15 protein-coding genes are annotated in these 12,359 nt (G+C 68.0%); 8 read left to right on the top strand and 7 right to left on the bottom strand.

Going from position 1 to position 12,359, the window contains the following annotated elements:
* Positions 1-441: 441 nt before the first annotated feature.
* Positions 442-774, top strand: coding sequence for a histone-like nucleoid-structuring protein Lsr2 (locus QQK22_RS18305; RefSeq protein WP_284253012.1), 333 nt, complete (start codon positions 442-444; stop codon positions 772-774).
* A gap of 224 nt (positions 775-998) precedes the next feature.
* Here the strand turns inward: QQK22_RS18305 and QQK22_RS18300 are convergent, their stop codons facing one another.
* Both QQK22_RS18300 and QQK22_RS18295 read right to left on the bottom strand, forming a co-directional pair.
* Positions 999-2,177 (bottom strand): glycosyltransferase, encoded by a 1,179-nt coding sequence (locus tag QQK22_RS18300; protein WP_284252992.1) that lies wholly within the window; start codon positions 2,175-2,177, stop codon positions 999-1,001.
* Between the two features lie 36 nt (positions 2,178-2,213).
* Complete coding sequence (locus QQK22_RS18295; protein ID WP_284252980.1) at positions 2,214-2,723, bottom strand: MarR family winged helix-turn-helix transcriptional regulator; 510 nt, start codon at positions 2,721-2,723, stop codon at positions 2,214-2,216.
* A 101-nt stretch (positions 2,724-2,824) separates the two neighbouring features.
* On the opposite strand from QQK22_RS18295, the gene QQK22_RS19085 reads away from it, so the two are divergent.
* Positions 2,825-3,430 carry an NADP-dependent oxidoreductase gene (locus QQK22_RS19085; protein WP_348525663.1) on the top strand — a complete coding sequence of 202 codons (606 nt, stop codon included), beginning with the start codon at positions 2,825-2,827 and terminating at the stop codon, positions 3,428-3,430.
* Positions 3,427-3,762 carry a zinc-binding dehydrogenase gene (locus QQK22_RS19080; protein ID WP_348525661.1) on the top strand — a complete coding sequence of 112 codons (336 nt, stop codon included), beginning with the start codon at positions 3,427-3,429 and terminating at the stop codon, positions 3,760-3,762. Before QQK22_RS19085 ends, QQK22_RS19080 begins: the two co-directional genes overlap by 4 nt.
* A gap of 210 nt (positions 3,763-3,972) precedes the next feature.
* Here QQK22_RS19080 and QQK22_RS18285 read toward each other — a convergent pair whose 3' ends face one another.
* Positions 3,973-4,380: a RidA family protein gene (locus tag QQK22_RS18285; protein ID WP_284252978.1), complete on the bottom strand. Its 408-nt coding sequence runs from the start codon at positions 4,378-4,380 to the stop codon at positions 3,973-3,975.
* 172 nt (positions 4,381-4,552) lie between these two features.
* Here QQK22_RS18285 and QQK22_RS18280 point away from each other — a divergent pair, with 172 nt between their 5' ends.
* The 3 genes from QQK22_RS18280 (at position 4,553) to QQK22_RS18270 (ending at position 6,231) form a co-directional block, all read left to right on the top strand.
* Complete coding sequence (locus QQK22_RS18280; protein ID WP_284252976.1) at positions 4,553-5,269, top strand: response regulator transcription factor; 717 nt, start codon at positions 4,553-4,555, stop codon at positions 5,267-5,269.
* Between the two features lie 94 nt (positions 5,270-5,363).
* Entirely contained in the window at positions 5,364-5,723 is a 360-nt protein-coding gene (locus QQK22_RS18275) for a VOC family protein (protein WP_284252974.1), read from the top strand.
* Between the two features lie 136 nt (positions 5,724-5,859).
* Positions 5,860-6,231, top strand: coding sequence for a hypothetical protein (locus QQK22_RS18270; RefSeq protein ID WP_284252972.1), 372 nt, complete (start codon positions 5,860-5,862; stop codon positions 6,229-6,231).
* Positions 6,232-6,549: 318 nt separating this feature from the next.
* On the opposite strand, the gene QQK22_RS18265 is transcribed toward QQK22_RS18270, so the two are convergent.
* From QQK22_RS18265 to QQK22_RS18250, 4 genes are all read right to left on the bottom strand, one after another.
* Positions 6,550-8,205 (bottom strand): sensor histidine kinase, encoded by a 1,656-nt coding sequence (locus QQK22_RS18265; protein ID WP_284252970.1) that lies wholly within the window; start codon positions 8,203-8,205, stop codon positions 6,550-6,552.
* A 366-nt stretch (positions 8,206-8,571) separates the two neighbouring features.
* Positions 8,572-9,270 (bottom strand): nucleotidyltransferase domain-containing protein, encoded by a 699-nt coding sequence (locus tag QQK22_RS18260; protein WP_284252967.1) that lies wholly within the window; start codon positions 9,268-9,270, stop codon positions 8,572-8,574.
* 276 nt (positions 9,271-9,546) lie between these two features.
* Positions 9,547-10,107, bottom strand: a complete 561-nt coding sequence (locus tag QQK22_RS18255; RefSeq protein WP_284253018.1) for a helix-turn-helix transcriptional regulator — start codon at positions 10,105-10,107, stop codon at positions 9,547-9,549.
* Positions 10,108-10,133: 26 nt separating this feature from the next.
* The gene (locus tag QQK22_RS18250) at positions 10,134-10,436 is read right to left on the bottom strand and encodes a hypothetical protein (protein ID WP_284253010.1); all 303 of its coding nucleotides are present in this window, start codon (positions 10,434-10,436) and stop codon (positions 10,134-10,136) included.
* Between the two features lie 98 nt (positions 10,437-10,534).
* On the opposite strand from QQK22_RS18250, the gene QQK22_RS18245 reads away from it, so the two are divergent.
* Together QQK22_RS18245 and QQK22_RS18240 are read left to right on the top strand one after the other, a co-directional pair.
* The gene (locus QQK22_RS18245; RefSeq protein WP_284252987.1) at positions 10,535-11,311 is read left to right on the top strand and encodes an SDR family NAD(P)-dependent oxidoreductase; all 777 of its coding nucleotides are present in this window, start codon (positions 10,535-10,537) and stop codon (positions 11,309-11,311) included.
* 59 nt (positions 11,312-11,370) lie between these two features.
* Positions 11,371-12,123 (top strand): SDR family NAD(P)-dependent oxidoreductase, encoded by a 753-nt coding sequence (locus QQK22_RS18240; RefSeq protein WP_284252962.1) that lies wholly within the window; start codon positions 11,371-11,373, stop codon positions 12,121-12,123.
* Positions 12,124-12,359: the final 236 nt, after the last annotated feature.

Here is a 12,359-nt window from a genome sequence, read left to right as displayed (position 1 = left end):
CGACCGGCCACCTCATCGCCGCGGCGGCCGTCTCCACCATCGCCCTGGGCCTCTGGCTCTTCGACCGACGGCACCGACGCCGGGCCGGCAAGCCATCCAGCACGAATCCGAACCCTCGCCCCGCGAGACACCTCGCGACCATGACAGCGAGCCTCGCTCTAGGGCTGTGGGTGCTCTACCTCGTACTCACCATCAGCCCATCGGTAGCCGACGGGTTCTTCGGCGTCCCCTCCACGACTGTCCTCCTCGTCGCCGTCGTGATCAACCTCGTCGTCACCTTCCGGACAATTCACAACGGCCCCTACCCCCCGTGGGCGGCAGCCCTCGGGGGTTCCTTTCAGTGCACCCCTCGCCGGGCTGACGTACTGACGATCCTCACTCCCAGGACCAGAGGCTAGCCTCGAAGCGACCGACACCGAACGATCTAGGAGCCCCAGCACCATGGTGCAGAAGACCACCGTGACATTGATCGACGACCTCGACGAAAACATCACCGAGGACGTTCAGACCGTCACCTTCGCCCACGAGGGCAAGACCTACGAGATCGACCTCGGCGCCGAGAACCGTCAGGCACTGGACGACGCGCTCGCCTCCTACAAGGCCGTCGCCCGCAAGGCCGGCCGCTCCACCACCAGCCCCTCCCCCCGGCGCACCCGTGTCGCCTCCGACGCCGGCGCAATCCGCGAGTGGGCTGCCGCCAACGGCATCGAGGTCAACGACCGCGGCCGCATCCCCGCCAACATCCGCGAACAGTTCGACGCCGCCCAGAAGTAGCCACCGCCACCTGAACTGCCGGCCTCGCTGTCGCGAGGACACGAAGCCGAGAGGCACCGAGGGTCGCGGTGTGCACTAACACCACCGTTACTGGTGTTAGATGCCAGGGGGCGGAGATGCCTGTAGCGGGTAGGTAGTGGTGTGTCCCGGTCTCGTGCAGTCGAGATTCTCTCGGTCTCATACGACGGTCCGCCGAAGAACCCACCCAAGATCAGTACAGCTAATTAGGTGAGCTTCTCGATCGCTTCGAGTGCTGCCTTGGTGCCCTGCTCGGTCTGCATGGTCTTGGCGAGGGACGCCACGGCGCCGCGGTAGGCAGAGGTTGCCTGTATCGCCCGTCCGAGGCTCGCTGCGCTTACGCGGCGTCGTGGGATCGGGGCGGGAGCGAGTCCGCGTCGATGCAGCATCGCGCCCCAGAACGGCTGGTCGGCGATGAACGGAACGATGATGGAAGGAGCCCCCGCGCGTGCTGCCGCTTGGACCGTCCCGATACCCCCGTGGTGCATGGCGGCAGACGCCCTCGGCAGAGTCAGACCGTGGGGGACCGATCGCACGACCATGACGTCGGCTCCGCGCAACCGGTCGGGAACATCGACTCCTCCGAGGCCAGTGGCCATGAGAACTCGGTAGCCGTGAGCGTGGGCGGCACTGATCACAGCACGGCCGCGTTCGATCGGGTCGCCAGCCGACATGGACCCGAACCCGGCATAGATGAACGGCCCACCCGCGACGAAATCGCTGACGTCCTGGGGTAGCACCTCCGTTGTGACGGGTTCGATCCACGGGCCCGTGAGGTGGACGCTGGCTGGCCAGTCTGCGGGCCTTTCGAGAAGTGTCGGGGTGATGGGCAGCAGCGTTGCCGCCGGGGACGGGAGTCGCTGGTCGCGGGAGATGCCGAGCTGGCCCGCTGCCTCGTCGAGGGCAGCACCGAACATCGATGAGGCATGCGAAGTCCCGAGGTAGGTGAGCCGGTTGAGGATTCCGAGATCAGCGGTCACGGTGCCGGCGGCGGGGAACGCGCGCGTGGGCGTGACAGCCGGCACCAGCTCGACGAGCACGTGCGGAATGTCGAGAGCAGCGGCGATCAGGGGTGCTGAGAGCACCTTGGGGTGGGCGAGGACCACGTCTGGAACGAACGCAGCGGCTGCACGTGCAGCACCCACGATCACGCCCCGCATGATCGGTTTCACCACCGTGCGGTAGTTGCGCAGCGCCGCGCCGATCGAGACACCCTGATCCCGGATCACCGCTGAGTAGTCCACCCCCAGACTCACGAGATCGACACCTTCAGATGACACCCCAGAGCCGTCCGGACCGGCGACCTGGACGTCATGACCGGCTCGCGCAGCTGTCCGGGCCAGGGCGAGGAAGGGCTCGACGTCGCCGCGTGAGCCGGCAGTCACCAGAAGGATCCTCATAGTTGAACGTCGGCCGATCGGTCAGCTGGTGCTGCGGTGTGCACGCCCGCGAGGGGCCGCGGATCTCGCCGGTCCTTGGCGCATGTGGTCGCGGGCGCGGGCCAGGACGTCAGCGAGGGTCTGGACGTCCTGTCCGGTCAGCGGCGCGAAGAGCATGTCGTTCAGGATCGCGATGTGTCCGGGGAAGACGTCGGCGAGCAGGGAACGCCCGTCCTCGGTGATCGCCACCTCGATGCTGCGCTCGTCCTCGCTCGAGGGCGCCCGCGAGACGAGGCCGCGCTTCTCCAACGTCTGCGCCTGATAGGTCAGCCCGCTGCGGCTGTAGACCACGCCGTCGGCAAGATCCGTCATCCGCAGACATCCCCGCGGTGCATCCCCGAGAGTCGCCAGCAGCTGGAACTGCACGTAGCTGAGGTCGCCGGCCCGCCTGAGCTGCTGCTCGACGGCGTGCCGCAACAGACTGCTGACCTCGATCAGCGCGAAGTAGGCACCTAGTTGCAAGGGGTCGAGTACCGCTGGTGACGTCTTCACCACGTCATCTTACTTCGAGTGCGTAGTAGTTGCTTCGAAGATGGAGTAGGTCTAGGGTCGCCACATCGCTTCGAACTCGAAGCACTACATAGGAGGACATCATGAAGGCAGTGCGTTTCCACGAGACCGGCGGCCCGGAAGTGCTGCGCTACGAGGAGGTCGACCGCCCCGAGGCGGGAGCTGGTCAGGTGCGCGTTCGCGTGGCCGGTGTCGCGCACAACCCGGCCGACGGTGGGATGCGGGGCGGGTTCCTGCCGATCCCGATCACCCTGCCGCACACCCCCGGGTACGACGTCTCAGGCACAGTCGACCAGGTCGGCGACGGCGTCGAGGACCTCTCGGTCGGGCAGGAGGTCGTGGGCTTCATCCCGATGGCCGGGGACGGCGCAGCGGCGCAGTACGTCACGGCTCCTGCTGAATCGTTCGTTCCCGCGCCCGCCACGATCCCGCTCGCTGATGCTGCCGGGTTGCCCTCGGTGGGGCTGACGGCATCTCAGGCGCTGTTCGACGTGGGCGGTCTGACCTTCGGCCAGCGCGTCCTGATCAACGGCGCGGGGGGCCCGGTCGGGGGTATGCCGTGCAGCTCGCCAAGCGCGCGGGCGCGTATGTCATCGCTACCGCCAGCCCGCGCAGCACCGCGTCGGTCGCAGCTCACGGCGCCGACGAGATCGTCGATCACACCCGGAGCGAGGTTCTTAGCGCCGTGACCGAACCCGTCGACCTGCTGCTCAACCTCGCACCCATCACGGCCGAGGACTTCGCGGCCCTCATGGGCCGGGTGCGCGATGGCGGAGTCGTCGTCTCCACCACTCCGATGGTCCCGACCCCGAACGACCAGGAGCGTGACGTGCGAGGAGAAACGATCTTCGTGCAGCCGAACCGCACCGCCCTGTCCGACCTGGTGAAGCTGGTCGACCGGGGCGAACTACGCATCGACATCGCCCGTCATGTGACGTTGATCGACCTGCCCGAGTTGCACAGCCAGGCCGAAGCCGGCCGGGTACACGGCAAGGTCATCGTCCTGCCTCCCACCGACTGATTCAGACCGAGCCCGATTCCGACACAGTTGCCGACCGGCGTGCAGGTCCACCGCGGCGAGCTCCGAGGCGAACCCCACGGGCCCAGCAGCGGAATGGAAGGGCCACTCGCGCCGGTACTAGCCCTGCCGGAACGGCCCCGTCGATCGACGGGGCCGTTCGGCACACCTGGACACGTGCCACACGATGCGCACCGGCACGCGGTGGGGCCCCTAGTCGGTGACTGCGATGGCTTCGATCTCGACGACGAAGTCGGGTGTGAAGAGCGCTTGAACTCCGATGATGGTCACGGGCGGCGCGGGCGTCGGGAATCCGTCGACTTCTTGTGCGTGTGCGATCCCGGCCAGAACGTCCTCCCACATCGAGGGCTGCCAGTCCACGATGTAGAAGGTGAGGCGAGCGATGTCTGCGGGTGCGCCACCGGCGCCGCGGACTCCGACGGCGATGTTGTGCAGGGCGGCTCGGACCTGTCCGGCGAGGTCGGGTGCGGCGGGCTCGAAGTCGGCCGTGACGCCCGCCTGGCCGGCGAGCACGATGAGACGCGAGCCGGTGGCGACCGCGACAGGCGAGTAGTCGGTCTGCTTCAGCAGGCCCTCGGGGTGCGAGAAGTTGACGGGCACAGGATTCTCCGAAGTGTTGGGGAGCCGGCGCCCATCTGGCACGCCGTGATCAGGATCGAGCCTAGGTGTGTCGTGGCAGCTGCGGCAGAGGTCTCTACGGAAGTTCTGAGGTCGGGCAGTGACTGCTACCGGCATGGTCCGGTTCCGTTTCACACGGGAGGATGATGGATGGGTGATCGGTACTGCGGCCCTTTCTCCGCCGTCTGACGGCGGCCCGGCCAGCGTTCCCGCCCCCTCTGCTGGGGCCTCCGCCACGGTGTGGCGGGTGCTCGTGCAGCTCAAGAACCCGGTCCTGGCCGACATTGTCGTTGGCGTGCTGCGCGGGGAGGGGATGGAGGTGCGTCTTGCCGCGCGGGCCGAGGACGTCCTCGCCACCGCTACGGTGCTCGACCCAGACGTCGTGATCCTGAACGCGGGGATCCTCGACGCGGATCCGATTGCCGTGCTGGCAAAGATCCGGAGGGCGCGTCAGGTCCCGGCGCTGCTGGTGACGGGCCCGGGTGAGCACGACCGGCGTCTGCCAGGTGTGACCGCCGGCGGTGATGATTACCTGCGACGCCCGTTCAGCGCTGAGGATCTCGCTGCTCGCGTGCGCGACCTCCTACGCGGCGTGGGGGGCCAGGCGCCCCGCCTGCCCTCGACCTACCGGGTCGGGGATCTCGAGCTCGACGAGATCACGCGCGAGGTGCGACGCGGCGATCAGGAGCTACACCTGTCGATCACGGAGTTCGACCTCTTGCGCCTGCTGATGCGCAACCCCCGACGCGTGATGTCGAAGGCGCAGATCGCCGACCGTGTCTGGCACTACGACTACACCGTCAACCCCAAAACTTTGGATCTCTACATCCACTACCTGCGTCGGAAGGTCGACGCCGACCGGACTCCCTGATCCACAACGTTCACAGCGTGGGGTACGTCCTGCGTCCCGCCCACGGACCCGAGAACGCACCGAGACCCTGAACCGTGTCCGTGAGGATGGTCCGATGAATATCTCGAGTGTGACTGTCGGACTGCCCGTCGCCGATCTAGCGGCAGCAGTTCTTTGGTATCGCAGGGTTCTCGAACTCATCGAGCCGGGTCTTGAGCCCGACGACGACGTGGTGGAGTTCAAGGTGGGACCGGTGTGGCTCCAGCTGGGGTCGGAGCCCACTGCACGTTCGGGCGCCGAGGTCGTGTTGCGCCTGGGGGTCACCAACGCCGCGCTCGAACACGAGCGACTGATGAGCCTGGGGGTCGCCGTCGGACCGCTCCAGCACGTCGAGAGCGCGGTGAACTACTTCGACTTCGTCGATCCGGACGGCAACCGGCTCAGCATCTACTCGTTAGTGCCAGCAGGAGCGTGAGGCAGGTGACGATAGCGGCCCGACTCCCCCGCTTCGACCCAAGACAGCTCGGTCGGTCGGCCCGGAATCGAACCTCTAGAATCAACGGCTGGGCCACCGACGGCCCGTGCGCCCATCACCCCGGGGAGGTGACCACATGCCGTTCCGCAGCAAGCAGACACTCGATCAGTGGCTGGAGGAGTTCACCCCCGCCCACCCCGTGGCCGAAACCGCTCGCGTGGTCATCCAGGACGGGCCGGCCGGGACCGACACCGGTCTGGTCGTGGTCCCGCTGAGCAACGCCACCACCACGGTGTACATGCAGCCCCACGAGCCGGGCGACCCCCGCTGGCGCGTGGTCATCGAACCCCAACCCGACGAAACCATCCTCAGCAGCTCCGAGCTCCACCAGCTGACCGCCGAGCTGCGGACCGCCGCCGAGCTGTGCGCGTACCTCGAGGCCAAGTCCGCCACCCACACCGAGGCGATCCCCGTCGTCCCGTTTACCGAGTCCGAACTCGCCGGCTGAAGCTCTACGACCTCCGACTTATGGAGCCCGGGCTGACACGCCTTCACCTCACGCCAGCGTTCGCTGTAAGCGAAACTTTTGTTAGCGAACATTCTCCCACGGTTACTGCTTTTTCCCTAAGGTCACGTGAGTGAGCGAGGAGGACGCCCGAGACCGGCAGGAGCGCTGGCATCGCGCGGGGCGTCCGTGGTGCTCTCACCTGTGGGCTACCCGCCACGAAGATGGTCTTCTGACCTGCCAGATGTGCGGCACGAGGTGGGAAGTTGGGTCCCCCGCCCCCGCACCCCTCCCTGAGGTGCAGCGCCCGCCTCCCCCGGTCTAGGTGAGAGCCGAGGAGTAGGTCGCCTGGTCCCCTGCCGCTGCGTCAGCGGTCTGTACGTTCGGGTGTCGTGGCAACTCAAGTGTGAAGGTGGTTCCGCCGTCGGGGTTGTTGACCATCGTGACCTCGCCCGAGTGCGCCCGTGCGATGTCCCGTGCGATCGCGAGGCCCAGTCCCATCCCCTGCGTTGCGGTCCGGCGAGCTGTGACCGAACGGAAGCCGCGCTGGAAGAGCTGCGGGAGGTCCTGCGGGTCGATCCCGGGGCCTTGGTCGACCACTCGGACGCGGACGTGGTCGGGCGTCCCCTCGACCAGGACGCGGGTCGTCGTGCCCGCGGGAGGGTACTTCAGCGCGTTGGAGACGAGGTTGTCCAGCACCTGCCGGATGCGCAGGTGATCCACCTCGGCACGCGTGTCACCGATGGGCGTACCCGCCTCCAACGTGATGCCGCGACCGGCGGCCTTGGGCTGGAAGGAGGCGACGCTCTCCCGAACGATGTCCCCGACGTCCGTCGGCGCGAAGTGCGGCTCCGCCTGGGCTTCGATCCCCGCCTGCAGGAGCATCTGGACCAGCGTCGAGAGGTGGGTGGCGTTGCGGTGGATGACCTCCACCGGCCGAGCGATACCCAGCTCCTCCAGGTCCAGGGTGTCCTGGAGCATCTCGGCGAACCCGATGATCGAGGTCAGCGGGGTCCGCAGCTCGTGGGTGAAGGTCAGGATCATCTCCTCGCGGGTGGTGATCGCGTTGACCAGGTCCGTGACGTCATGAGCTGCCAGCACCCACCCGGCGGGGCCGGCGAGACCGTCGAGCTTCGTGGTGGTGAAGGTGACGGCTCGCTGGTCACCGGGCGGACCGAGGTAGAACAGGTCGTGATCGACCATGTCGCCTCGCAGCATCCGCTCCATGGGCTGCTCACCGAGGTCCACGGGTGTGACCTGGTCGGACTGGTAGATGTGCTGCGCGCTCACGGTCTCGGCGTCGTAGCCGGCACGCTGAGCGAAGCCGGTCATCGCCTTGTTGCGGACCTCCACCCTGCCGGCGGTGTCGTAGTAGGTCACCCCGGTCTCGATCGCATCGGCGACCACCTGCGCGGTGTTGACCGCCGCCCGCGCCTCCAGCAGTGCCTGTTGAAGCTGGACGCGCTGAAGCCAGGCGTGCCGGGCCGACAGGTACACCACCGTGGCCACCGCGACGAGGGCCAGGATCTGGACAGCCGCACTGGCCCACGTCGCCGCCACAGCCCTGCTCGACCCCAGCGCGAGAGCCGTCAGGATCGGGGGAACCCCGACCGCCAAGAGATACGGGCCACGGCGCGCCCTGAATCCGTAGCTCAGGTGCAGCGCCGGCAGCATCATCAGACCCACCATTGAGGGAGTCGTGGGCCACGACGCGTAATCCACCCCCGCCACCACCACCATGTGCACCACCGCACCACCGATCAAGACCCCCTCCCCCAACCGGGAGACCAGAAGACCCGTCGCAGCTGTCGCGCATGCCGCCGCCACCCCCGCCGCCACATACGGCCACGTCGGCCCCGCCTCAGTCACGGCGCCGGCCACCAGCGCTACCGCGAGTGTCACCAGGAACGGTGCCTGGGTGCGCCACAGCACCGTCCGCACCGGCAAAGGCGGCACAAGCGCCTCAACATCAGCCATCGACGACATCCCGCCATGCTACGACCGCACGTTTGCTTTTCCCTTTCCTGGGCTCAGGTTGTGCCCTGGCTGGGAACTTCGCTCGCGCGCCGATCGGACGAGAGGTTGCGGCTCCCCCTCTCCGGCGACCGGATCTAACATCACTGTTACCACTGTTGAGAGTGTGGTCTGGGACGAGCGGAAACTCGTGCTCACCGCGGCCGACAAGCGGAAAGATTCGTACACGGGTTGTGGACACTCCCCCGCCGGCGTGTCTCGCGGCGGCCGGCGGACGTGCGCAGCCGACCGTTTGCGGACGCCGACCTGCGCGGAGCTCGCGTCCGCTGATGGTCGAGCCGGCCTGGCCGATGGCGACGTACGGGAGGCTCAGCGCGTGAAGCCTGTCCGGAGTCGTCCGCCCGCGCTTTCGAGCTCGGCGGCCGCTGCGGCATGGAAGGCGTCGAAGTCGCCGGCGACGTACGGGTCGGTCAGGCGAGCTGCGCGCACCGCATCCCATCGACGCAGTTCGCGGGAGAGGTGTTTGCCGGTGCCGATCCAGCGGTGGTTAGTAATGAGCGCGAGGGACGCGACCTGTCGCAGCAGCTCGGCTGCGACCACGCGGCGCTCAACGTCGTCGGTCACGTCGGCGAGATCGTCGACGAGGTCGGTGATGGCATAGCGCAGGAGGTTGACGTCGGCGTCTTCGGGCTGAGGGCCGCGGTCGTACGTCTCGGCCCAGCGTTCGCGGAGCTGCTCCAATACCTCGTCGCCGGCGAGCACCCGACCCTCGAGCAGCATCCGCACGATTACGGGCCGCCACTGCTCGACGCCGCGCTGCGCCCACCGCTCGAAGCCCACGGGCGTGTATGCGAACACCTCGACCGCCTCGCCCTCGTGGGCGTACGTGGCGGCGAGCGAGTCGGCACCGTCGGCTAGGAACCCGTCAGGGCCGAGCAGCAACAGGTCGACATCGCTCGACGCCGTCCGCTCGTTACGCACGGTGCTGCCAGCGACGATCACGCTTGTCGCATCGGGGAACCGCTCCGCGACGAAACGTCCCACGACGTCCTCGTACCAGGTGCGCATGCGTCGAGGGTAGGCATAAGCCAATGTGAACCACTTCGTCTCACCCACGGCACGTCACGACCTTTCGGGACGCAGGGTCAGCGGTGTCGGCAGCGGGTGTAGGCGTTGATGGTCGCGATACTGCTGGCTACGACGATCGCTGTCCCTACAGACGCGCAGATGGTGGGGACCCAGTCCGTTCGTAGATGGTGACGCTGGCGGCGGTGTGACGTGAACGATCCACTGAACGACAAGCTGAATCTCGCCCGACCCGCCAACAAGCTGCACCCCACGGTGTCATCCGGCACGTAGTTGAGCTCGTAGGGCCGTGCCATCAGCACCCGGCGGGCGCCCGTAAGTGGCCCGGTAGTCACGCGAGAAGTGCGAGGCGCTGAGGTAGCCGACCCGCACGCTGGCCTGGGCAGCGGAGAGTCCGTCGACGACCATGGCCCGCCGGGCCTCCCCCAGGCGTAGCCGCTTGAGGTAGTGCATGGGGGTGAGCCCGGTCAGCTCACGAAAGCGGCGTCGCAGCGTGGCCGGGCTGGTCCCGGCCGCGGACGCGATGCTCTCGACGGTCCAGGGATCAGCCAGCGCCTGGTCCATACGCGCGATCGCGGCACCGACGACGTCGGCCCGGGCGTGCTCGGCGGCGGCGAGTAGACGTGGAGCCTGATCGCTTTGCAGCAGCCGCAGGACGATCTCCCTGCTCAGCAGCGGTGCAAGGACCGCCGCCTCCTGGGGTGCGTCCAGCAGTGTCAGGAGCCGTTCGACTGCATCGGCGAGCTCGTAGGTCATCGTCCCGAGGCGCGCTGGCTGGTCATCGCCGCGTTGCCGGGGCAGCTGCGCCGCGACCTCCACCACTACAGCGGGGTCAAGACGCCAGTTCACCGACAAAAGTCCCCCTGCTGACCGACCTCGAGCACGCGCGCGATCAGCGGTAGATCTACTGGGGTGATCAGAAACCGGTCCGGCCCCCACTCCTGATGGCCCAGCTCGTCGTCTCCCGATAGCTTGCGACCGGTCAGCACCAACGACAACGACGGCGGGTAGCGCACGAACAGCATCGGGGTAGGCGTCAGGGTCCGTCCCAGCAGCAGCCCGAGCTTCGCGGCTCGGTGGGGGTGGTCGATGTGGTGCCGGACTCGCTCAGCAGAGCGCTCCAAGCTCGCCGCGGCGCGGGTATCCATTGCCCCATCCAACCCGACGGGCAAGAAGTTGACCGGATCGGGCAATCCCGCGCACGCGAGAGCGGGGATCGTGGAGGCATGACAACACCCCCTCCGTCCTGACCGATCTGCCGCGCGATGAGCGTCTCGTCGGCCGCACCGCCATCATCACCGGGTCCTCGAGCGGGATCGGGGAAGCCATCGCGCACGTCCTGGCTGCCTCCGGTGCACATGTCCTGGTCCACGGGCGAGACGCCGAGCGAACCGGGTCGGTGGCCGACGCCATCACCACAGCCGGCGGCCGCGCCACGGCGCTGACGGCTGATCTGGCCGCGAGCCCCGCTGCGGTCCGTGACTTCGCCGCACGCGCGAGCCAGGCCCTGGGTGGAAGCGTCGACATCCTCGTCAACAACGCCGGAATCTTCCCCGTGGGCCCGACCGCTTCCCTTCCCGACGAGGACGTCGCTGCACTCCTGGCCACCAACGTGCGCGTTCCGCACGACCTGGTGGGCGCGCTCGCCCCCGGGATGGTCGAGCGAGGCCGCGGCGCGATCATCAACATCACCTCCTGGATGGCCCATATCGGCACGCCGGGCGTGGGGATGTACCCCGCCACGAAGGCCGCCCTGGAACAGCTCACCCGGGCCTGGGCCGCCGAGTACGGTCCCGACGGGGTTCGCGTGAACGCAGTGGCACCCGGTGCGACCATCACCCCCGGCAACCAGGCCACGGTCGAGATCCTGGAAACGCTGACGGCGCCCTCACCGGCAGGCAAGCCCGGGAGCGTCATCGACATCGCGCACGCTGTGCGGTTCCTGGCCTCAGACGAGGCGGCCTACGTGCACGGCACCATCCTGGACGTCGACGGCGGCATCGTCGCGGCCCGGGTGAGCTAGAGGCACAACTAAGCCGTGACGAACACCCAGAACGTCACAGCCGCGAAGGGAACGACCACATGAAGATTGCCATCGTGACCGGGGCGACCCGCGGACTGGGGCGCCACATTGCGGCCACCCTGGCCAGCGCCGGAACCGCCGTCATCGCCACCTACCGGTCAGACCCCAAGCCGGTCGAAGAGATCGTCGCTCAGATCCGCGCGACGGGCCACGAGGCCACATCCCTCCAGCTCGACGTCGCCAGCATCGACTCCATCACCTCCTTCGCCACCGCGGTCCCCGACACCACCCAGACCCTCTGGGGCCGGCGGACCGTCGATGCCCTGGTCAACAACGCCGGTGTCGGACGCTTTGGACCGCTGGACACCATCACGCCTGACGACCTCGAGGCCCTGTGGCGCACGAACGTGCGCGGCCCTTTCCTGCTCACACAGGCGATAGCGCCGATCCTGTGCGACGGTGGCGCGATCGTGAACATCACCTCCTCGGCCTCCCAGCAGGTGGGCACCGGGATGGCCGCCTATGCCGCTTCCAAAGCCGCGCTCGACACCCTCTCGCGCAACCTGGCGCACGAGCTCGGTCCGCGAGGTATCCGGGTCAACGCCCTGGCTCCCGGGCCCACCGCCACCGACTTCAACGGTGGCGCCATGCGGGACGACCACAACGTGCGGGCGTTCCTTTCAGACAACACCGCCCTGGGAAGAGTGGGCGACCCCCAAGAAATCGCCGACGCCGTGCGCGCCCTGCTCTGCACCGACCTGCGGTGGGTCACCGGTGAACGCATCGAGGTCTCCGGCGGCGTGCGCGTCTAAACCCAGGGCCATCACCGCTCCGCCCCCAACCATCCCTGACCGGTAAACGATCGATTCCGGCTACCTGTGGAGACTCGCCAACGACCTATTCCCCCGCGGCGTCGAGTCCGCCGCTAGCCTCGACGGCCATGGGGCCACAGGGGACGCAGCGACGGTGGGAGCGAGCAGGACAGCCGTGGTGCGCTCACCAGTGGGTTGAGCGCTGCCGCGACGCGGACGGCCCCACGAAGCAACTG

It is taken from the genome of Litorihabitans aurantiacus, from assembly GCF_030161595.1.
In the GTDB taxonomy this organism is placed as follows: domain Bacteria; phylum Actinomycetota; class Actinomycetes; order Actinomycetales; family Beutenbergiaceae; genus Litorihabitans; species Litorihabitans aurantiacus.
The sequence above is the reverse complement of the archived record's forward strand: the minus strand, read 5'-3'. Positions and strand labels throughout refer to the sequence as shown.

Excerpts from the sequence above, each read along its gene's own strand:
- QQK22_RS18305 (WP_284253012.1), top strand. The coding sequence starts at position 442 with ATGGTGCAGAAGACCACCGTGACATTGATCGACGACCTCGACGAAAAC.
- QQK22_RS19085 (WP_348525663.1), top strand. The coding sequence starts at position 2,825 with ATGAAGGCAGTGCGTTTCCACGAGACCGGCGGCCCGGAAGTGCTGCGC.
- QQK22_RS18275 (WP_284252974.1), top strand. The coding sequence starts at position 5,364 with ATGAATATCTCGAGTGTGACTGTCGGACTGCCCGTCGCCGATCTAGCG.
- QQK22_RS18270 (WP_284252972.1), top strand. The coding sequence starts at position 5,860 with ATGCCGTTCCGCAGCAAGCAGACACTCGATCAGTGGCTGGAGGAGTTC.
- QQK22_RS18265 (WP_284252970.1), bottom strand. The coding sequence starts at position 8,205 with ATGGCTGATGTTGAGGCGCTTGTGCCGCCTTTGCCGGTGCGGACGGTG.
- QQK22_RS18260 (WP_284252967.1), bottom strand. The coding sequence starts at position 9,270 with ATGCGCACCTGGTACGAGGACGTCGTGGGACGTTTCGTCGCGGAGCGG.
- QQK22_RS18250 (WP_284253010.1), bottom strand. The coding sequence starts at position 10,436 with ATGGATACCCGCGCCGCGGCGAGCTTGGAGCGCTCTGCTGAGCGAGTC.
- QQK22_RS18240 (WP_284252962.1), top strand. The coding sequence starts at position 11,371 with ATGAAGATTGCCATCGTGACCGGGGCGACCCGCGGACTGGGGCGCCAC.